17 protein-coding genes are annotated in these 18633 nt (G+C 37.7%); 7 read left to right on the forward strand and 10 right to left on the reverse strand.

Annotated features, from left to right (window positions below):
• Window positions 1-211: 211 nt before the first annotated feature.
• On the forward strand, window positions 212-1570 hold the full coding sequence (gene trhO / locus L1S35_RS08430) for an oxygen-dependent tRNA uridine(34) hydroxylase TrhO (protein WP_236399282.1): 1359 nt from the start codon (window positions 212-214) through the stop codon (window positions 1568-1570).
• A 39-nt stretch (window positions 1571-1609) separates the two neighbouring features.
• Here trhO and L1S35_RS08435 read toward each other — a convergent pair whose 3' ends face one another.
• Window positions 1610-2023, reverse strand: a complete 414-nt coding sequence (locus L1S35_RS08435) for a lipocalin-like domain-containing protein (RefSeq protein WP_236399285.1) — start codon at window positions 2021-2023, stop codon at window positions 1610-1612.
• Between the two features lie 167 nt (window positions 2024-2190).
• Between L1S35_RS08435 and L1S35_RS08440 the strand changes: the two genes are divergently transcribed.
• The 5 genes from L1S35_RS08440 to L1S35_RS08460 all read left to right on the forward strand — a co-directional run bounded on the left by L1S35_RS08440 (window position 2191) and on the right by L1S35_RS08460 (window position 7824).
• Window positions 2191-3522 (forward strand): PSP1 domain-containing protein, encoded by a 1332-nt coding sequence (locus tag L1S35_RS08440; RefSeq protein WP_236399288.1) that lies wholly within the window; start codon window positions 2191-2193, stop codon window positions 3520-3522.
• Window positions 3506-3991, forward strand: coding sequence for a gliding motility lipoprotein GldH (locus L1S35_RS08445; RefSeq protein ID WP_236399290.1), 486 nt, complete (start codon window positions 3506-3508; stop codon window positions 3989-3991). Before L1S35_RS08440 ends, L1S35_RS08445 begins: the two co-directional genes overlap by 17 nt.
• 4 nt (window positions 3992-3995) lie before the next feature.
• On the forward strand, window positions 3996-6305 hold the full coding sequence (locus tag L1S35_RS08450; protein ID WP_236399294.1) for a penicillin-binding protein 1A: 2310 nt from the start codon (window positions 3996-3998) through the stop codon (window positions 6303-6305).
• A 155-nt stretch (window positions 6306-6460) separates the two neighbouring features.
• Entirely contained in the window at window positions 6461-7162 is a 702-nt protein-coding gene (locus L1S35_RS08455) for a CoA transferase subunit A (protein WP_236399297.1), read from the forward strand.
• Window positions 7163-7164: 2 nt separating this feature from the next.
• Window positions 7165-7824 carry a 3-oxoacid CoA-transferase subunit B gene (locus tag L1S35_RS08460; protein WP_236399301.1) on the forward strand — a complete coding sequence of 220 codons (660 nt, stop codon included), beginning with the start codon at window positions 7165-7167 and terminating at the stop codon, window positions 7822-7824.
• On the opposite strand, the gene L1S35_RS08465 is transcribed toward L1S35_RS08460, so the two are convergent.
• The 3 genes from L1S35_RS08465 to L1S35_RS08475 are packed head-to-tail and all read right to left on the reverse strand — an operon-like array spanning window position 7814 to window position 10454.
• A complete protein-coding gene (locus L1S35_RS08465; RefSeq protein ID WP_236399303.1) occupies window positions 7814-8203 on the reverse strand; it encodes a hypothetical protein in 390 nt (129 codons plus the stop codon). The genes L1S35_RS08460 and L1S35_RS08465 overlap by 11 nt on opposite strands.
• Before the next feature lie 32 nt (window positions 8204-8235).
• Window positions 8236-9006: a hypothetical protein gene (locus L1S35_RS08470; protein ID WP_236399306.1), complete on the reverse strand. Its 771-nt coding sequence runs from the start codon at window positions 9004-9006 to the stop codon at window positions 8236-8238.
• 8 nt (window positions 9007-9014) lie between these two features.
• Entirely contained in the window at window positions 9015-10454 is a 1440-nt protein-coding gene (locus L1S35_RS08475) for a spore maturation protein (protein WP_236399309.1), read from the reverse strand.
• Window positions 10455-10647: 193 nt separating this feature from the next.
• On the opposite strand from L1S35_RS08475, the gene L1S35_RS08480 reads away from it, so the two are divergent.
• On the forward strand, window positions 10648-13599 hold the full coding sequence (locus L1S35_RS08480; protein ID WP_236399312.1) for a S8 family serine peptidase: 2952 nt from the start codon (window positions 10648-10650) through the stop codon (window positions 13597-13599).
• A gap of 38 nt (window positions 13600-13637) precedes the next feature.
• Here L1S35_RS08480 and L1S35_RS08485 read toward each other — a convergent pair whose 3' ends face one another.
• From L1S35_RS08485 to hemE, 6 genes are all read right to left on the reverse strand, one after another.
• The gene (locus L1S35_RS08485) at window positions 13638-14351 is read right to left on the reverse strand and encodes a 3'-5' exonuclease (protein ID WP_236399313.1); all 714 of its coding nucleotides are present in this window, start codon (window positions 14349-14351) and stop codon (window positions 13638-13640) included.
• Between the two features lie 66 nt (window positions 14352-14417).
• Entirely contained in the window at window positions 14418-14888 is a 471-nt protein-coding gene (locus L1S35_RS08490; protein ID WP_236399316.1) for a methylated-DNA--[protein]-cysteine S-methyltransferase, read from the reverse strand.
• Window positions 14889-14948: 60 nt separating this feature from the next.
• Window positions 14949-15329 carry a c-type cytochrome gene (locus tag L1S35_RS08495; protein WP_236399318.1) on the reverse strand — a complete coding sequence of 127 codons (381 nt, stop codon included), beginning with the start codon at window positions 15327-15329 and terminating at the stop codon, window positions 14949-14951.
• A gap of 159 nt (window positions 15330-15488) precedes the next feature.
• Window positions 15489-16484, reverse strand: coding sequence for a porphobilinogen synthase (gene hemB, locus L1S35_RS08500; protein WP_236399321.1), 996 nt, complete (start codon window positions 16482-16484; stop codon window positions 15489-15491).
• A 116-nt stretch (window positions 16485-16600) separates the two neighbouring features.
• Window positions 16601-17509 (reverse strand): oxygen-dependent coproporphyrinogen oxidase, encoded by a 909-nt coding sequence (hemF, locus tag L1S35_RS08505; protein ID WP_236399324.1) that lies wholly within the window; start codon window positions 17507-17509, stop codon window positions 16601-16603.
• Between the two features lie 66 nt (window positions 17510-17575).
• Window positions 17576-18601, reverse strand: a complete 1026-nt coding sequence (hemE, locus tag L1S35_RS08510) for a uroporphyrinogen decarboxylase (protein WP_236399327.1) — start codon at window positions 18599-18601, stop codon at window positions 17576-17578.
• Window positions 18602-18633: the final 32 nt, after the last annotated feature.

The following is an 18633-nucleotide window of genomic DNA, read 5'->3' on the forward strand; positions in this document are numbered from 1 at the left end:
CTGTTAAAAAAAATCTAAAGAAACCTTTTGGATATAGTTCTAAAAGGTTATTTAATTTAATTTTTTTAAGGGATAAGGGAAGAGGCATAAGGGATAAGGAATTGATTTTACTTATCCCTTGTCCCTAATCCCTTTTAACTTATTTTATTATCTTTGCCGCGAATTCTTCCATTTAGAGTTCATCATTATTTCTCACTTAAACGTTTATAGCATGCAACTGTATAACACCTTAAGCGCAGAAGAAAGGGCCGAACTTATTGACCAAGCCGGCAAACAAAGACTTACTTTGTCTTTCTATGCGTATGCCAAAATTGAAGACCCAAAACAATTTCGCGACAATTTATTTATCGAATGGAACAAGCTCGATGCTCTTGGGCGAACTTATGTAGCCAAAGAAGGAATCAATGCTCAAATGTCTGTTCCGGCAGAAAATATTGAAGCTTTTAGAAAAACTTTAGAAGCTTATGATTTTATGAAAGGCATTCGCCTTAATGTTGCCGTAGAACAAGATGACCACTCTTTTTTGAAACTGACGGTAAAAGTCCGAGACAAAATTGTAGCCGATGGTTTGAATGACGAAACCTTCGATGTTACCAATATTGGCGTACATTTAAAAGCAAAAGAATTCAACGAGATTTTGGAAAATCCAAATACAATTGTGGTCGATTTCAGAAATCACTACGAAAGTGAAATTGGTCATTTTAAAGGTGCGATTACTCCCGATGTTGAGACTTTCAGAGAAAGTTTGCCAATTATCAACGAGCAATTAAAAGATTTTAAAGAAGATAAAAATCTTGTGATGTATTGCACTGGCGGAATCCGTTGCGAAAAAGCTTCGGCTTATTTCAAACATCAAGGTTTTAAGAATGTTTATCAGTTGGAAGGTGGAATTATCAATTACGCCAAACAGATAAAAGAAGAAAATCTTGAAAGCAAATTCATTGGAAAGAATTTCGTTTTCGACCATAGATTAGGCGAAAGAATTACCGACGATATCGTTTCGCAATGCCATCAATGCGGAAAACCCTGCGACAATCACACTAATTGTGAAAACGAAGGTTGTCATTTGTTATTTATTCAATGTGATGAATGCAAAGCAGCAATGGAAAACTGTTGCTCAACCGAATGTCAGGAAATCATTCACATGTCATTGGCTGACCAAGTGAAATTAAGACGTGGCGTAAAAAACGGCAACATGATTTTCAGAAAAGGGAAATCGGATAAATTATTATTTAAACATTCGGGCGAACTTTCAGATAAATCTTTGGCAATAGTAGAAAAACCCAAGGATATTCGTCAAAAAATTAAAATCAAAAAAACACTGATAGGCAAAGCCGAACATTACTATGTAAAAGCGCAAGTTGGGCTTTTTAGTATCGAAAATCAGGAATTAACCATTGGTGATAAAATCTTAATTTCGGGGCCAACTACAGGAAATCAGGAAATTGTTGTTGAAAAAATGTTTGTCAACGGAAGTGAAAATACCCATGCAAAAGTTGGTGATAAAGTCACCATGAATTTACCTTTTAGAATTCGCTTATCTGATAAATTATTTAAGATTCTTGAATAATTACATTAAAAAAGCCGACTTAAATAGTCGGCTTTTTATTTAGCTCTTAGTAAATACTTCAATTACAGATTCATCATCTCCATCACCATCAAAATCATAAGTGACTTTTACTTTTAAAGTAGTTGACGAAAGCTCCGTAATTCTAGCTGTATCTGATTGTCCATCAGAAGTAACGGTAATGTTGTTACCTGATCTAGTGTAAGTAAAAAATGCTACATCCTCTGTACAACTCCAAACATCTACATTAAGACCTGTTCCGTCGGCATTGAATTGAATATAATCTTTTCCGCATACTTCATGGTCATCATAGGGAATAGTTTCACCAGCTACTAGATACTCTTTGTAGTACCATTTCCCTGTTAGTTCTCCGGAAGTAGTTGGGCCATCATCTGAAGAGCAAGAAAACATAAAGCCTGAGAGAATAGCCAATATCGCTAATTTAATTTTTTTCATTTAAAAGATTTTAAAGTTGAATGCCAAAATAAAGGCTTTTTCTCTATCAAAACAAATAGAATCAAATTCTGAGAAAAGAATTTTTAAAACTTCAAAAAATACTATCTTTACACTTTTAACGTTTATATGAATTATAAGTTGCTTTTCGCAACGCTCTATATATAATTATGGCTTGTCAAAGTTGTTCAACATCTGACGGTAGTGCACCAAGAGGATGCAAAAATAATGGGACTTGCGGCACCGATAGCTGCAACAAATTAACGGTTTTTGATTGGTTGGCCAATATGAGTTTGCCCAACGGAGAAACCGCTTTCGACTGTGTTGAAGTACGCTTCAAAAACGGAAGAAAAGAATTTTTTCGAAATACCGAAAAACTCTCTCTAAGCATTGGTGATATTGTAGCTACTGAAGCTTCTCCAGGTCACGACGTGGGAATTGTAACACTTACCGGAGAATTGGTAAAGATTCAAATGAAGAAAAAAGGGGTGAATTACAACAGCACCGATATTCCGAAAATATACCGAAAAGCATCTCAAAAAGACATCGATATTTGGAGCGATGCACGTGACAAGGAAGCAGCAATGCAGGTAAAAGCACGTGAATTAGCTATTGTCCACAAACTCGAAATGAAAATTTCAGATGTAGAATATCAAGGTGATGGTTCCAAAGTAATTTTCTATTACACTGCAAACGACCGGGTTGATTTCAGACTTTTAATCAAAGATTATTCTCGTGTATTCAATACCCGAATTGAGATGAAACAAGTTGGCTTACGACAGGAAGCTTCTCGACTTGGTGGTATTGGCTCTTGTGGTAGAGAATTATGTTGTTCAACATGGCTGACCGATTTCCGAAGCGTAAATACTTCAGCAGCACGTTACCAACAGTTATCGCTTAATCCACAAAAATTAGCCGGACAATGTGGTAAATTAAAATGCTGCTTGAACTACGAATTAGACACCTATCTAGATGCTTTAAAAGGTTTCCCTGATTTTGAAACCAAATTAAAAACTGAAAAAGGCGACGCTGTTTGTCAAAAACAAGATATTTTTAAAGGGCTGATGTGGTTTGCCTATACGGATAGTTTTGCCAATTGGCATGTGTTGAATATCGAACAGGTTAAAGAAATAATTGCCGAAAACAAGCAAGGCAAAAAGGTAAGTTCTCTAGAAGATTTTGCAATCGAAACGGTAGCTGAACCCGAAAAAGATTTTAACAATGCTATGGGACAAGAAAGTCTGACCCGATTTGACCAACCAAAAAAGAGCAAAAATAAAAACAGAAACAGAAATAAAAACAAGGTTTCACCCGAGCAGCAGGCGAACAAGACGAAGTCAAATCAGAATCAAACCCAGAATAAAGGACAAGGACAATCAAATGCGCAACCAAACAAAGCAAAACAAGATCAAAACAAGACCCGAGCCACAAGCGAACGGAGCGAAGCTAAACAGGAAAACAAAAAACCTATAATTATAAAAAAGAATGAAAATAAAGAATAGCATCCTTTTTATTTTACTACTTCTTTTGATTATTTCTTGTGATAAGAAAAGGGTTTTTGACGAGTATAAATCGGTTGGAAAGGCTTGGCATAAAGACAGCATCGTAACTTTCGAATTGCCAAAATTAGACCCGAAAAAGTTTTTTAATTTGTATGTAAATATTAGAGATAACGACGATTATCCATTCAATAATTTATTTCTGATTGTTTCTTTGGAGCAGCCTAACAGAAAGGTAAAAGTCGACACACTCGAATACCAAATGACAAATCCTGACGGCACATTGCTTGGCGAAGGCTTTTCGGATATCAAGGAAAGTAAGCTTTTTTATAAAGACAAAGTAAACTTTACCCAAAAAGGAATTTATAAAATTCACATCCAACAGGCAACCAGACAAACCGGAAAAATTGAAGGCGTAACAGCGCTTCCCGGAATTTCGGATGTTGGCTTTAGAATAGAATCTACAGAATAAAATTATGGCACAAAAAAATAACACTCCGATTAAAGACATAAAGTATTACCAAAAGAAATTTTGGAAATTGTTCTTTTATGGACTTGGAGTAATGGCTTTATTTTTCACTTTGGCTTCCTGGGGATTTTTCGGAAACATGCCTTCGTTTGAAGATTTAGAAAATCCGGAATCAAACCTGGCAACCGAAGTTATTTCTTCTGACGGTGTAACGATTGGGAAATTTTACAACGAAAACAGAACGCCAATAAAATACGAAGATTTACCACCACATTTAGTAAAAGCATTAGTCGCTACCGAAGATGAGCGTTTTTATGAGCACTCGGGAATTGACGCCAAAAGAACTTTGGGCGCTGTATTAAAATTAGGTTCAGATGGTGGAGCAAGTACATTAACCCAGCAATTAGCTAAACTTTTATTCCATGGCGAAGGCTCAACTTTTAAACTTTTCCGTGTAATCCAAAAAGTAAAAGAATGGATTATCGCCGTTAAATTAGAACGTCAATACACCAAAAACGAAATCATTGCCATGTATTTAAACAAAGCCGATTTCGTAAATACAGCAGTCGGAATTCGTTCAGCAGCAAAAGTCTATTTCGGAAAAGAACCACGCGATTTAACTGTAGACGAAGCCGCAATGTTCGTTGGGATGCTTAAAAATCCATCTTTATACAATCCGTTACGCCGATTGGAAAAAGTGCGTTTGCGAAGAAACACGGTTTTAGGCCAAATGGTTAGAAACGGAATTTTAGATAAAGCAACTAAGGATAAATTAGCTGCTCAACCTATCGTTTTACACTTTCATCCCGAAAGTCACAAAGAAGGAACAGCTACTTATTTCCGTGAATTCCTTCGCGAATACATGAAAAATTGGGCGAAAGAAAATAAAAAACCAGACGGAAGCGATTGGGATATTTACAGCGATGGTCTAAAAATCTACACCACCATCGATTCAAAAATTCAGGAGCATGCCGAAGAAGCGGTTCAGGCGCACATGAAAAATCTGCAGCAGGAATTTTTCGCTCAGCAAAAAGACAATAAAAATGCTCCTTTTGTAAATATTACTCCCGAGGAAACCAAACGCATCATCAACCAAGCTATGAAAAATTCTGAGCGTTGGAGAGTGATGAAGGATATGGACAAAACAGAAGAGGAAATCATCGCTTCGTTTAATGTCAAAACCAAAATGAAAATCTTTTCATGGAAAGGTGAAATTGACACCTTGATGACACCTATGGATTCCATACGTTATTACAAACATTTCCTTCAGGCAGGATTGATGTCTATGGAACCGCAAACCGGTCACATCAAAGCCTGGGTTGGCGGAATCGATTATAAATATTTTCAATACGACCACGTTGGACAAGGTGCAAGACAAGTAGGTTCGACTTTCAAACCGTTTGTATATGCTACCGCCATTGAACAATTAGGAATGTCACCATGCGATTCCATCATCGACAGCCCATTTATGATTCACAAAGGAAGACATAATGTAACCGAAGATTGGGAACCTAAAAACTCTGACCATCAATACCGTGGAATGGTAACTTTGAAAAGAGCACTTGCTCTTTCCATCAACACGGTTTCGGCTAAATTAATTGACAAAACCGGCCCTGAAGCCGTTGCTTCTTTGACTAAAAAATTAGGCGTGAAATCAGATATTCCTAACCAGCCTTCGATTGCGTTAGGTGCCGTAGAAATTACTGTGGAAGATATGGTTGCGGCCTACAGCACGTTTGCCAATCAGGGCGTTTATATTAAGCCGCAATTCATCAGCCGAATTGAGGATAAAAATGGTGTAGTACTTTACGAACCGGTTCCTGAAACCCATGATGTTCTGAATAAAGACATTGCCTATGCGGTTATTAAACTGTTGGAAGGTGTGACCGAAAGTGGCTCAGGTGTGCGCTTGCGAACCCAAGGTGGAGGAAGCGGTGACAATCGATGGACGGGCTATCCGTACATGTTTACCAACCCAATTGCAGGAAAAACGGGAACCTCACAAAATCAATCTGACGGTTGGTTTATCGGGATGGTGCCTAATCTGGTAACAGGTGTCTGGGTAGGCTGCGAAGACCGTTCAGCGCGTTTCAAAGGGATTACTTATGGCCAAGGAGCAACAGCAGCCTTACCTATTTGGGGTTATATGATGAAAAAATGTTACGAAGACAAAGACCTCCAGGTTTCAAAAGATCCGTTCCAAAGACCCGACAACCTCTCCATAAAAGTAGATTGTTGGTCTCCGCCAAAAGTTGAAAATGACTCTACAGCGGTTGCACCTGAAGATGAACAAAACACAGAAGAATTCGGATTGTAAAAATTAGGAGCTAATCCGGCTTTCCACTGTATCTTTTGCTTCGCAAAAGGATGCCGTTCCACACGAACGAAGTGACTGCCGAAGGAATCCGGGCTAGAAAAAAACAAGCATAAAATACAACAGAATCTGAACCAGTTCAGATTAAACAACTAATCATGATTAACAAAAAAGTAAATTCTGTTCAAGAAGCACTGCAAGGCATCGAAAACAACATGACTATCATGCTCGGTGGCTTTGGTCTTTGCGGAATTCCCGAAAACAGTATAGCCGAATTGGTAAAAAAAGAAGTTACCGGATTAACCTGTATTTCAAACAATGCAGGTGTAGATGATTTTGGACTTGGATTACTGCTTCAAAAAAGACAAATCAAAAAAATGATTTCTTCCTATGTCGGAGAAAACGCCGAATTCGAACGTCAAATGCTTTCAGGAGAATTAGATGTCGAACTGACGCCACAAGGAACTTTAGCCGAAAAATGCCGCGCCGCTCAAGCCGGAATTCCGGCTTTCTTCACACCAGCGGGTTACGGAACCGAAGTCGCCGAAGGAAAAGAATCTCGTGAATTCAACGGAAAAATGCACATAATGGAGTTAGCCTATAAAGCCGACTTCTCCATCGTAAAAGCCTGGAAAGGCGACGAAGCCGGAAACTTAATTTTCAAAGGAACCGCCCGAAACTTCAATGCCTGTATGGCCGGTGCCGGAAAAATAACCATCGCCGAAGTAGAAGAATTAGTCCCTGTTGGATCATTAGACCCAAATCAAATTCACATTCCCGGAATTATGGTTCAAAGAATCTTCAAAGGTGAAAAATTTGAGAAAAGAATTGAGCAACGTACCACAAGAAAAAGAGACTAATCATGGCTTTAGATAAAAACGACATCGCAAAAAGAATAGCCAAAGAAGTAAAAGATAAATACTTTGTAAATCTTGGAATTGGTATCCCAACTTTGGTTGCCAATTATGTTCGTACCGATATATCTGTTGAATTTCAAAGTGAAAACGGTGTGCTCGGAATGGGGCCATTTCCTTTTGAAGGTGAAGAAGATGCCGATATCATCAATGCCGGAAAACAGACAATCACGACTTTACCCGGAGCAAGTTTCTTTGATTCGGCTTTTAGCTTTGGTATGATTCGCAGTCAAAAAGTAGATTTAACCATTCTTGGTGCGATGGAAGTTGCCGAAAACGGCGACATTGCCAACTGGAAAATTCCGGGAAAAATGGTTAAAGGAATGGGCGGCGCAATGGATTTAGTGGCTTCTGCCGAAAACATAATTGTTGCCATGATGCACGTGAACAAAGCCGGAGAAAGCAAAATATTAAAACGTTGTACGTTGCCATTAACCGGTGTTGGCTGTGTTAAAAAAGTGGTTACTGAACTTGCCGTTTTAGAAATAACGCCAAAAGGGTTCAAACTTTTAGAACGCGCACCAGGCGTTTCTGTAGAACACATTATCGCTTCGACTGAAGCCGATTTAATCATTGAAGGAGAAATTCCGGAGATGGTTATCGATTAAGATAATCCAATAAAACTTCTGAAGCATTGCCAAAAGTATTCACTTTTTCAGTGATGCTGACTGCTCGTTTTTTATTCAGTTTATAGGTCAAATCAAATTCGGTGGTGAATAATATTGCCGACATAAATGGATTATTTATGTAAGTAACCAACTTATCGCGAGCCGCATCAATAGTGTTAATTTCGACTACTTCCTCTTGCTGGAATTTGTATTTAAGTTCCATTTTCAAAATGCCGCCTTCTACAATTGGGCGAACATAAATATTCATCAAATCGGTATTCCCAATAGTTTTTGCTAAGGTTAATTTGGCAAAAGTTCCATCAGCCAAACTCGACTTGACATTGTTATAAAAATCGGAAAAGGTTTCGTTGAAAGACATATTTTGAATAAATTATTAAGCTGTAAAATTACTTATTCCGGCGGAAACAGTTCCCTGTATGTTTTGAATTCTTTTCTAAAAGGTTTGCCTTTAGGCGTTTTGAGCTTACCCGACCATTTGCCATGGTTTAATGTGTAAAGAGTTGAATCTGAAAATGCAATTACGAAATCCTCATTTTCCTCATTATAGGGTTTTGACTCATCACCACTGACTACAATTCTCTTTGAAGTAAAATACAAAACAGTATCACCAACAAAATGCGGCTCAAATCCGAAATAGTCACTATACGGTCCATCTCCTACTGAGTCATATTTTGAGACCAATTGAAAATCATGGTTTTCTACAAAGAGTAAAAAGTTAGACTGAGTAAAGCCACAAGCTGGAACACCATAAGATATTTCAAAGAAACGATTATCTGCTTTTTTGCTTTTTCCATTTATAAAAACATCTTCATATAGCGACCACATTGGATCTTCATGGCTGGTGTAGGTATTCACCGGAATACATTGCAATAACTTGTTCTTAAGATAAAAATCAAGCCTGCATGAAGTAATTTCAATACTGTCTTTTGAATATCCCGTTTTCAGTGCAACCGCTAAAACCTTGTCTGCAATATTTAATTTCTTAAATTTTTCAAAGACTAAAGTATCTACTTTTAATACATTATCATATAGGTGCAAAGTATCAATACCCGCTAATTTACCTGTGCTGTGAAACTGATCAGGAATTTCATTGATTGGGTTCTTACCATCTTTACAGGAAAACAAAAATGGTATTAGCGCTAAGAAAAGGAGTTTTTCCATTTTACTATTTAAAAAAACCAGATTGCTACGAAGATTGCGGTAATCACACAAATCAAATCTACCAAAAGCATGGTTCCAAGTGTGTAGCGTGTATTCTTCACATTGATACTTCCAAAGTAAACCGCAATTACATAAAATGTGCTTTCGGCACTACATTGAAAAATACTGCTTAATCTTCCCGTTAAGGAATCGGCTCCAAATGTATTCATCGAATCAATCAAAAAGCCTCTTGATCCTGCGGAACTAAAAGGACGAAGGATGGCAACGGGTAACGCATCCGTAATTCCTTTACTCACTCCCATATTAGAAAAACCAAACGCTATCCAATTACTAATAATTTCAAATAAACCGCTGTTTCTAAATAAAGATATGGCAACTAACATTCCCAATACATAAGGGAAAATAGTAACTCCTGTTTTAACGCCATTATTCGCTCCCGAAACAAAAGCATCAAAAACAGTAGTTTTTGCTTCAACAAATTTCTTCTCTTTAACAAAGGAAAATATCAAAGTAAAAGCAATAATCACCACTAATATCAAAGCCGAAAGATTAGAGGTAAAATAATTTTTTCCAATTAAATCCAACTGGTTCACGTACATCAACAAACCAACTATAGCCGCAATTAATCCCATCAGGACCACAACCAAAGAGGCACTTTTGAAATTAATTTTCTGCTTGATTCCAACAATAAGAAACGCCGCAATTGTACCTATAAAAGAGGTAATAATACACGGCAACATTACATCCGCAGGGTTCGTTGCGTTGGCCGCAGCTCTGTAACCAATAATAGAAGTTGCTATTAAGGTAAGTCCCGAAGCGTGCAAACACATAAACATAATTTGTGCATCACTTGCTTTGTCTTTTTCAGGATTTATTTCTTGTAAACTTTCCATTGCTTTTAATCCAAATGGTGTTGCAGCGGAATCTAATCCAAGGAAATTTGCTGCAAAATTCAAGGTCATGTAGGATATAGATGGATGGTCTTTTGGAATACTCGGAAACACTTTTACAAAAACCGGACTCAATGCTTTAGCCAATTTTTCTGAGGCTCCTGAAATGATTAAGAGTTGCATTAATCCGCAGAAAAATGCCAAATACGCAATCAATGGAAGGATTAAATCGAGTAAACTGCTCTTGCAGGTTGGCAACAATCCATCCGATTTTTGAATGCCCGAATAAATTTTAACAGTCTTAGCTTTATAAACATAAGTAGTATCTGCATTGAGAGTATCCCTATTGATAATCATGGTCTGTTCAGGCGCTTTTTTGATGCTGTCCATGATAAATTTTGGCAGTTGTTCCAAATACTTTTCGGAAATTAAAATCGGATCATCTTTTTTTCCATTGAGAACATTGTCAATAGTATAGCTGCTTCCGATAGACAAACTGAATATTACAAAAGCTATAGAGGAAACAAAAATAGCCAGCCAAAATCTACTTAAAACCATAAGTTGTTTTTTTGTAAATATAGCATTTATCGATTTTGAATTAAAAAATTAAGTTCAAATTTTATTGCTGCAGTTACAACCTATTAAACAAAAGCTAAATTTATCTGATTATTTTTCAATAAAACATTAATATTAACCTAGTGTTTATATATTTGCTGACTTTTAGTTATAAAATATTCATTTCTATAAAATTATGAAAAAGAATTACTTCTTATTCCTAACAATTTTTTTTGTTTCGTGTACTGTTTTTGGGCAATCACAGGAAGATGTCAAAAAAATTATTGCCAACTATGATTTGGTAAAATTGAAAAAAACAGAAGACTTTTACAGAAAAAAAGAACAGGCTGATAAGCGAAAAGCCATTGCTGTTGCTTTAAGTAAAAATTGGCCACTTATTATCAAAGATGCTGATGGAAATTTTTCTGAATTAATGAGACTTACTGCAGATGGTTTCCCTCTTTATTATTCCACACAAAATGTAAATGCCGCAAGATCTACCAGAGCCAATCACTTAAATTCAGGAGGTTCTTTAGGTTTAACTTTAAATGGCCAGGGAATGGTTGCCAGAGTATGGGACGGTGGAAATGTTAGAGCTAGCCATACTGCTTTTGGCGGAAGGGTTGCTGTAATTGACAACCCGACAAGCACATCAACTGTTGCACATGCAACACACGTTTGTGGAACTATGGTTGCCGCTGCTAGCCCAGCTTCTGTAAAAGGCATGGCGTATCAAGCTAATGCCAGAACATTCGACTGGAATTCTGACGATTCTGAAGCTATTTCAGAAGCACAACTTGGAATGCTTATCTCTAATCACTCTTATGGTGTTCCTATCACAAGTAACGGTGAAACATTGCCTGCATGGTTCATTGGTGCTTATACTTCTGAAGCTTATGTTTGGGATGAACTTGCTTACAATGCGCCCTATTTTTTACCAGTAATGTCGGCAGGAAATGATGGTCAAAATGAGAATAATGCTGAACCAATTTTATTTGAATATGACAAACTAACTTCTAATAAAACTGCTAAAAATAATTTAGTTGTCGCCAGTTGCGAAGATGTTTCTACGCAAAGCAACGGGACAGTTGATACCTCGACCATAACCATCAGTTCATTTAGCAGCCAAGGACCAACAGATGATTTTAGAGTAAAACCGGATATTACAGGGAACGGATCAAGTTTAACCTCAACATCAAATACAAGCAACACAGCTACAACTATTATGTCTGGTACATCTATGGCTTCGCCAAATGTTGCCGGAACTTTAGTTTTAATTCAGCAACATTATAAAAATGTAACCAATAGCTTTATGCGTGCTGCTACACTAAAAGGTTTAGCTTGTCATACTGCTGATGACGCAGGAAATCCAGGTCCTGATGCTAATTTTGGATGGGGATTATTAAATGCTAAAAAGGCAGCTGAAACAATTACTTCTAACGGATTAACTTCATGGATTTCGGAAGAAAATTTAAACACGGGACAAGTTTTCACTATGAATGTGAATTCAAACGGAACTACTCCTTTAATTGCCTCGATTACCTGGACAGATTTACCTGGTGAAGTAAACAACGGAAGTGGAGGTTTACCTGCAAATGATCCAACTCCTGCCTTAGTAAATGATTTAGATATTAGAATAACAAGAAACGCCACAACCTATTTCCCTTGGAAATTAAATTCTGATCCAAGCTTACCGGCAGTAAGAACAGGAGATAATGCTGTAGATAATGTTGAACAGGTAAAAATTAACACACCAACTGCCGGAGAATATACCATTACTGTAACTTCTAAAGGAACTTTAGTGACTGGAAGTCAAAAATATTCTTTGGTTATTACCGGTATCAGCTCAGCTTTTGCAATTAATTCAACCTCAGATAATTTAACTGTTTGTGCTAGTCAAAATGCCGTTTATACTTTTAACTATTCTCAAACAGGTTCAGGGACAACATCATTTTCAGCAGTTGATTTGCCAAGTGGAGCAACTGCTTCGTTTTCTCCGGCTACTTTAAGTGCTAACGGAACAGTTACTATGACAATTTCAGGCCTGACAAATGTTACGCCTAATGAATATTTTGTTGGAATCAGAGGAACAGGTGCTACTGAAACCGAAACCAGATATAAGTCGTTACGCGTATTCAATGCAACTTTCCAACCGGTAGCTTTGCAAAGTCCAACAAATGGTCAAAACGGAATGTCAACTACTACAAATTTAGAGTGGAATAGTCAACCAAATGCCCAACTCTATAGGATTCAGGTTTCAACATCTCCAATCTTTACAACTTTAGTAACTGAAGATTTTGTAACTGCTAATGAATACCAAATTACCGGACTAAGTCAGGCAACTAGATATTATTGGAGAGTAATTCCTTCTAATGATTGTGGAACCGGTTCCGCGGCGAATGCGACTGTTTACTCATTTGACACCGGAACATTATCATGTGACCAAACGTTTACGGCAACTGATTTTTCAAATAATTTTATTGATACTATTCCAAACTCAGAAGCAAGTGTTCCGTTAACAATTACCGGAGGCTATACCATTGGAGACATTAATGTAAATATGGGTATTACACATACGTGGATTGGAGATATAACCGTAACCCTTGAAGGTCCTGCTGCTATTGGAAGTCCTGTTTTTACTTTATTGGATATTCCATGTGGGGATAATCAAGATATCGTTTGTACTATGGATGATGATGGTGATGCTCCGGCTTGTACCGGAATTCCGGCTGTGTCAGGAAATATTTCGCCTGTTAGTCCTTTAAGCGATTTAAACACTTTGCCTGCTGATGGTCAATGGATTTTAAAAGTTTTTGATCACAACAATGAAGATGGTGGAACTATTGATAGCTTCAGCATTAACTTATGCCGGGTTCAAGTCGCGTTATCCGTTGCTACGAATCCAATTTTGAATAGTAGTGTTTATCCAAACCCAACTAAAGGTATCGTGAATGTTTCGATTCCGGAATTGACAGATAAAGCAACTATAAATTTATACGACTTGCAGGGAAGACAAATTCTTTCAAAAGATACCAACCAAGTGACTACTTCATTTGGAATTGAAAATCTTCAGGACGGAATTTATTTAGTTACTATACAAAATGATTTGGGATCGATTACTAAAAAGATAGTCTTGAGAAGAAACTAAAACTACGTAAAAAAGCCTCGATTAAATCGAGGCTTTTTTTATACATGAATAATTTCATCGTCAATCAATAAATCTTCCCGTCGCAGTCGGAGGAAGATTTGTGCTACGGCAATAACATCTTTCTCGCAATAGATTACAATTCTGTCAATGTCTTTTTCGACATAATAAACGTATGCCACCTGACTTCCGTCGATATCACCTTTTGGTGATGGAATTCCGAGAATTTTAGTTAATAATTTTAATGAAGTGAAATGTTTGTAGTCGCCAAATTTCCACAACTCCAATGTGTCTAAATGTGGAATTTCCCATGGTTTTTTACCAAATAAATTCAGTTTGTTCGGAATAGCAATTTGGTTAATTATCATTCTTCGGGCAATAAACGGAATGTCAAATTCCTTGGCGTTATGGCCACACAAAACATGCTGTGCCTGATTAAAGTGATTGTCCAATAAATTAGAAAAATCCTTTAAAATCTTTTTCTCTTCACCAAAAAATGAAGTAACTCTAAAATTTCTAATATCGCCTTTATTGACAAAATAGCCAACCGAAATACAGACAATTTTTCCAAACTCAGCCCAAATTCCGGCGCGGTCGTAAAACTCATCCGGAGTAAATTCGTCACGTCTTTGGTACTGTGTTTTTTGTTCCCAAAGCTGTTTCATATCATCATCCAAAGAAAGAAAGTTTTCTTCTTCGGGAACAGTTTCAATATCGAGAAAAAGGATGTTATTGAGATTTATTTTTTCTATCATTTTGAATAAATTTAGGAATTTACCGACTAAAATTAAATAATGTAATTCAAATATGAAAGAAAAATTTTAAAAAAGTGATTGCTGTTGTGATGGACTTTCATGTTCTAACAACCATTTTTTGCGCCACAAACCGCCGGCATAACCGGTTAACGAACCATCGGTTCCAATTACGCGATGACATGGAACAACAATCCAAAGCGGATTTCTTCCGTTGGCTGAAGCCACTGCTCGTATGGCTTTTACATCGCCGATTTTTTTGGATAAATCGAGATAGGATATGGTTTTCCCAAAAGGAATATTCAACAATTCCTGCCAAACTTTTTGCTGAAAATCGGTCCCTTGTGGATTTAGTTTGAAGTCGAATTGGTTTCGTTGCCCATTAAAATATTCTTTAAGTTGGGAAACGCATTCCTTGAGTTGTGGTGGAATTTTTTTCGAAACTGTGCCTTCGCTTAAAACAGAAATTTCGGAAATGCCTTTTTCGTCTCCAACGATTTTGGTGATTCCGAGTGGTGATTCTATGAAAGCTGTTTCCATTGGATAAAGTTAGTTATTTAACCACAAAGAACACGAAGAAGGCACAAAGTTCACAAAGATTTATTTCGAAAAAGTATAGATGTAATCCTCTAAGGCTTTCAATTGGTCATCGCTCATGCTTTTGGTGATGGCGAAATTGGTTTTCATAATGTCGTACTGACTTGGGTCGATAATTGGGTCGCTTTCTTCTTTTAGGAATAGCACAATGCTTGCGTTTTTTTCTTTGTAGATTTTAGCAATTTCCTGCAGACTTGGTCCGATTATTTTTTGGTCGGGTTTGTGGCAGGCGATGCAATTTCCTTCGCCTTCAAAAAGTTCCTGACCCGAAATTTTTTTGGTTACTTCGTTATTGGTTGGTTTGTCAAAACTTTCCTGATTGTCATTTTTGCAAGACACGAATGTGAACATTGCAATAATTAATAGTAAATAAATGTTTTTCATGGATTACAAAAATTCAATACGTTTTTTAATTAGCCCCGATGGGAGCGAACTACCTTGTAGTGCGGACAGCAGGAATATGGATAACTGATAAAGCCCGAGCCTTTCGCTCCTTCCTTCGATACTTCTTCTTCACTCCGTAAAGGCTAGCTCAGGATGATTTTACTTGTTCAATAAAATTGCTGCTTCTTTGGCAAAATAGGTCGAAATCAAACTGGCACCTGCACGTTTAATGCACATCAATTGCTCCATCATGATTTTGTCATGGTCGAGCCAACCTCTTTCGGAAGCCGCTTTAATCATAGCATATTCGCCCGAAACATGGAAAACCGTTACCGGAACATTGACCGCATTTTTGACTTCACGAACAATATCTAAATACGCAATTCCGGGTTTTACCATGACCATGTCGGCGCCTTCTTCTACATCCATAAGCGCTTCTTTGACAGCTTCGATGCGGTTGGCGTAATCCATTTGGTAGGTCTTTTTATCTTTTGGAACTTCGACATCAGCTTCTCTTGGCGCACTGTCTAAAGCATCGCGAAACGGACCATAAAACGCTGAAGCATATTTAGCAGAATAACTCATGATACCAACATTCGAAAATCCGGCTGCGTCTAAACCTTGACGCAATCGTAAAACACGTCCATCCATCATGTCACTTGGTGCAACAAAATCGGCTCCGGCTTGTGCGTGCGAAACAGCCATTTTTACCAAAGCTTCGTTGGTTGCATCGTTGGCAATATCACCGTTTTCTATAATTCCGTCGTGACCGTAAATTGAATATGGATCGAGAGCTACATCAGGCATAACAATCATTTCGGGACAAGCGGCTTTGATGGCTTTGATAGCTTGCTGCATCAATCCGTTTGGATTCCACGCTTCTTTTCCGGTGTTGTCTTTTAGGCTTTCATCGACTTTTACATAGATGTTTACGGCACGGATTCCCAGAGCGTAAATTTCTTTTACTTCTTCAACGGTTAAGTCTAATGAACGACGAAATATTCCCGGCATGGATGGAATTTCTGATTTATAGTTTTCGCCTTCGGCGATGAACATTGGGAACATAAAATCGCTTGGACTTAATGTTGTTTCGCGAACTAAGGAACGAATGCTTTCGTTAACGCGTAATCTTCTGCCTCTTTGTAATGGGAACATAATTAAGCCCCCTAACCCCCGAAGGGGGAATTCCTATTAGGGGTCAATAGGTTTTTAGTTATTATTTTGAATTACTCTGCATATTATTTAGTTTTTCGAAGTCCCCCCTTCGGGGGTTAGGGGGCTATCCAATCAACTGGATTTTCTAATACTTTAATTAATTTTTCTTCCTCGCTATTTGCTTCCGGATGATGGTCATAAACCCATTGCACATATGGTGGCAAACTCATCAAAATAGATTCGATTCTGCCGTTTGTTTTTAATCCAAATAAAGTTCCTTTATCGTGAACCAAATTGAATTCGACGTAACGACCACGACGGATTTCCTGCCAGGTTTTTTGTGCTGCTGTATAGGTTAAATCTTTTCTTCTTTCAACTATAGGAAGATAGGCTTCGAGGAAACTGTTGCCGACTTCAGTTACAAAGTTGTACCAATCTAACATTTTCATGCTTTCTGTTTCTTTGCAATAATCGAAAAACAAACCACCTACTCCGCGTGCTTCGTTCCGGTGTGCGTTCCAGAAATAGCCATCGCATTGCTTTTTATATTTTGGATAGAAATCAGGATTATGTTTGTCACAAGCTGTTTTACAGGTTTGATGAAAATGTTTCGCATCTTCTTCAAACAGATAATAAGGCGTTAAATCTTGTCCGCCACCAAACCAAGAGTTTATTACATTTCCATTATCATCATACATTTCAAAGTATCTCCAATTAGCATGCACTGTTGGCACCATTGGACTTTTAGGATGAATTACTAAACTTAATCCACAGGCAAAAAAATCGGCTTCGCCAACGTTGAACATCTTTTGCATGGCTTCGGGTAATTTGCCATGAACTGCTGAAATGTTTACGCCGCCTTTTTCAAAGACTTCCCCATTTTCAATCACACGTGTTCTTCCGCCACCGCCTTCGGGACGTTCCCAAATATCTTCACGAAATTTGGCAACACCATCAACTGCTTCTAATCCGGAGCAGATTTGGTCTTGGAGTTGGAGGATGTATGTATAAAATTTGTTCTTCATTATAATTAGTTTTCAGTCGCAGTATTCAGTCGCAGAATTGAAACTGAAAACTGGGACTGGGACTGCCTACTGATTATATTCCTTAACCGCTTCGATAAACGCTTTCGCGTGATCTACCGGAATGTTTGGTAAAATTCCGTGACCAAGGTTTACGATATAATTGTCTTTCCCGAATTCGTCTATCATTTGATGCACCATTTTTTTGATGGTTGGAATTGGTGATAGTAAACGGCTCGGGTCGAAATTTCCTTGCAGTGTAATTCTTCCTCCTGATAAATATCTTGCATTTCTTGCCGAGCAAGTCCAGTCAACACCAAGTGCTGATGCCTTTGATTTTGCCATATCATTTAGAGCAAACCAACACCCTTTTCCGAATACGATAACCTTTGTGTCTTCGGCTAAAGCTTCAACGATTTGGTTGATATAGGGCCATGAAAATTCGTTGTAATCAACAGGTGATAACATTCCGCCCCACGAATCGAAAACCTGAATTGCGTTGCAACCCGCTTTTACTTTTTCTTTTAAATATAAAATTGTGGTATCTGTAATTTTTTGCAATAAAGTATGAGCAGCAACCGGATTCGAAAAGCAAAATCCTTTGGCTGTATCAAAACTTTTGGAACCTTTACCCTCGACAGCATAACAAAAAATCGTCCAAGGTGAACCTGCAAAACCAATTAACGGAACCTCATCATTCAGCATTTCTTTCGTCAATTTTATGGCGTCAAAAACGTAACCTAAAGTCTCGTTAACATCCGGAACAAAGGTTTTATTCACATCTTCCATGGTTCGGATTGGGTTTGGAATTATTGGTCCCAAATTGTCTTTAAGTTCAACGTGAATTCCCATCGCTCTTGGCACGACCAAAATATCCGAAAACAAAATTGCGGCATCCGGTTTTACAATTCGGATTGGCTGCACTGTAATTTCTGCAGCTAATTCAGGAGTTTCGCAACGGGTGAAGAAATCGTATTTGTCGCGCAAAGCACGAAATTCAGGTAAATATCTTCCTGCCTGACGCATCATCCAAACTGGTGGACGTTCTACAGTTTCGTTATTTAAGGCTCTTAAAAAAAGGTCGTTTTTAATCATCTTTTAGCTTTAAGCTGTCAGCTGTTAGCTGT

Source organism: Flavobacterium anseongense (assembly GCF_021608185.1).
Taxonomy (GTDB): domain Bacteria; phylum Bacteroidota; class Bacteroidia; order Flavobacteriales; family Flavobacteriaceae; genus Flavobacterium; species Flavobacterium anseongense.

Bases quoted from the DNA above. Each gene is read 5' to 3' on its own strand.
- L1S35_RS08435 (WP_236399285.1), bottom strand. From the start codon at position 2,023: ATGAAAAAAATTAAATTAGCGATATTGGCTATTCTCTCAGGCTTTATG.
- L1S35_RS08470 (WP_236399306.1), bottom strand. From the start codon at position 9,006: ATGGAAAAACTCCTTTTCTTAGCGCTAATACCATTTTTGTTTTCCTGT.
- L1S35_RS08445 (WP_236399290.1), top strand. From the start codon at position 3,506: ATGAAAATAAAGAATAGCATCCTTTTTATTTTACTACTTCTTTTGATT.
- L1S35_RS08460 (WP_236399301.1), top strand. From the start codon at position 7,165: ATGGCTTTAGATAAAAACGACATCGCAAAAAGAATAGCCAAAGAAGTA.
- L1S35_RS08450 (WP_236399294.1), top strand. From the start codon at position 3,996: ATGGCACAAAAAAATAACACTCCGATTAAAGACATAAAGTATTACCAA.
- hemF (WP_236399324.1), bottom strand. From the start codon at position 17,509: ATGAAGAACAAATTTTATACATACATCCTCCAACTCCAAGACCAAATC.
- trhO (WP_236399282.1), top strand. From the start codon at position 212: ATGCAACTGTATAACACCTTAAGCGCAGAAGAAAGGGCCGAACTTATT.
- hemB (WP_236399321.1), bottom strand. From the start codon at position 16,484: ATGTTCCCATTACAAAGAGGCAGAAGATTACGCGTTAACGAAAGCATT.
- L1S35_RS08465 (WP_236399303.1), bottom strand. From the start codon at position 8,203: ATGTCTTTCAACGAAACCTTTTCCGATTTTTATAACAATGTCAAGTCG.
- L1S35_RS08485 (WP_236399313.1), bottom strand. From the start codon at position 14,351: ATGATAGAAAAAATAAATCTCAATAACATCCTTTTTCTCGATATTGAA.
- L1S35_RS08490 (WP_236399316.1), bottom strand. From the start codon at position 14,888: ATGGAAACAGCTTTCATAGAATCACCACTCGGAATCACCAAAATCGTT.
- L1S35_RS08440 (WP_236399288.1), top strand. From the start codon at position 2,191: ATGGCTTGTCAAAGTTGTTCAACATCTGACGGTAGTGCACCAAGAGGA.
- hemE (WP_236399327.1), bottom strand. From the start codon at position 18,601: ATGATTAAAAACGACCTTTTTTTAAGAGCCTTAAATAACGAAACTGTA.
- L1S35_RS08480 (WP_236399312.1), top strand. From the start codon at position 10,648: ATGAAAAAGAATTACTTCTTATTCCTAACAATTTTTTTTGTTTCGTGT.
- L1S35_RS08475 (WP_236399309.1), bottom strand. From the start codon at position 10,454: ATGGTTTTAAGTAGATTTTGGCTGGCTATTTTTGTTTCCTCTATAGCT.
- L1S35_RS08495 (WP_236399318.1), bottom strand. From the start codon at position 15,329: ATGAAAAACATTTATTTACTATTAATTATTGCAATGTTCACATTCGTG.
- L1S35_RS08455 (WP_236399297.1), top strand. From the start codon at position 6,461: ATGATTAACAAAAAAGTAAATTCTGTTCAAGAAGCACTGCAAGGCATC.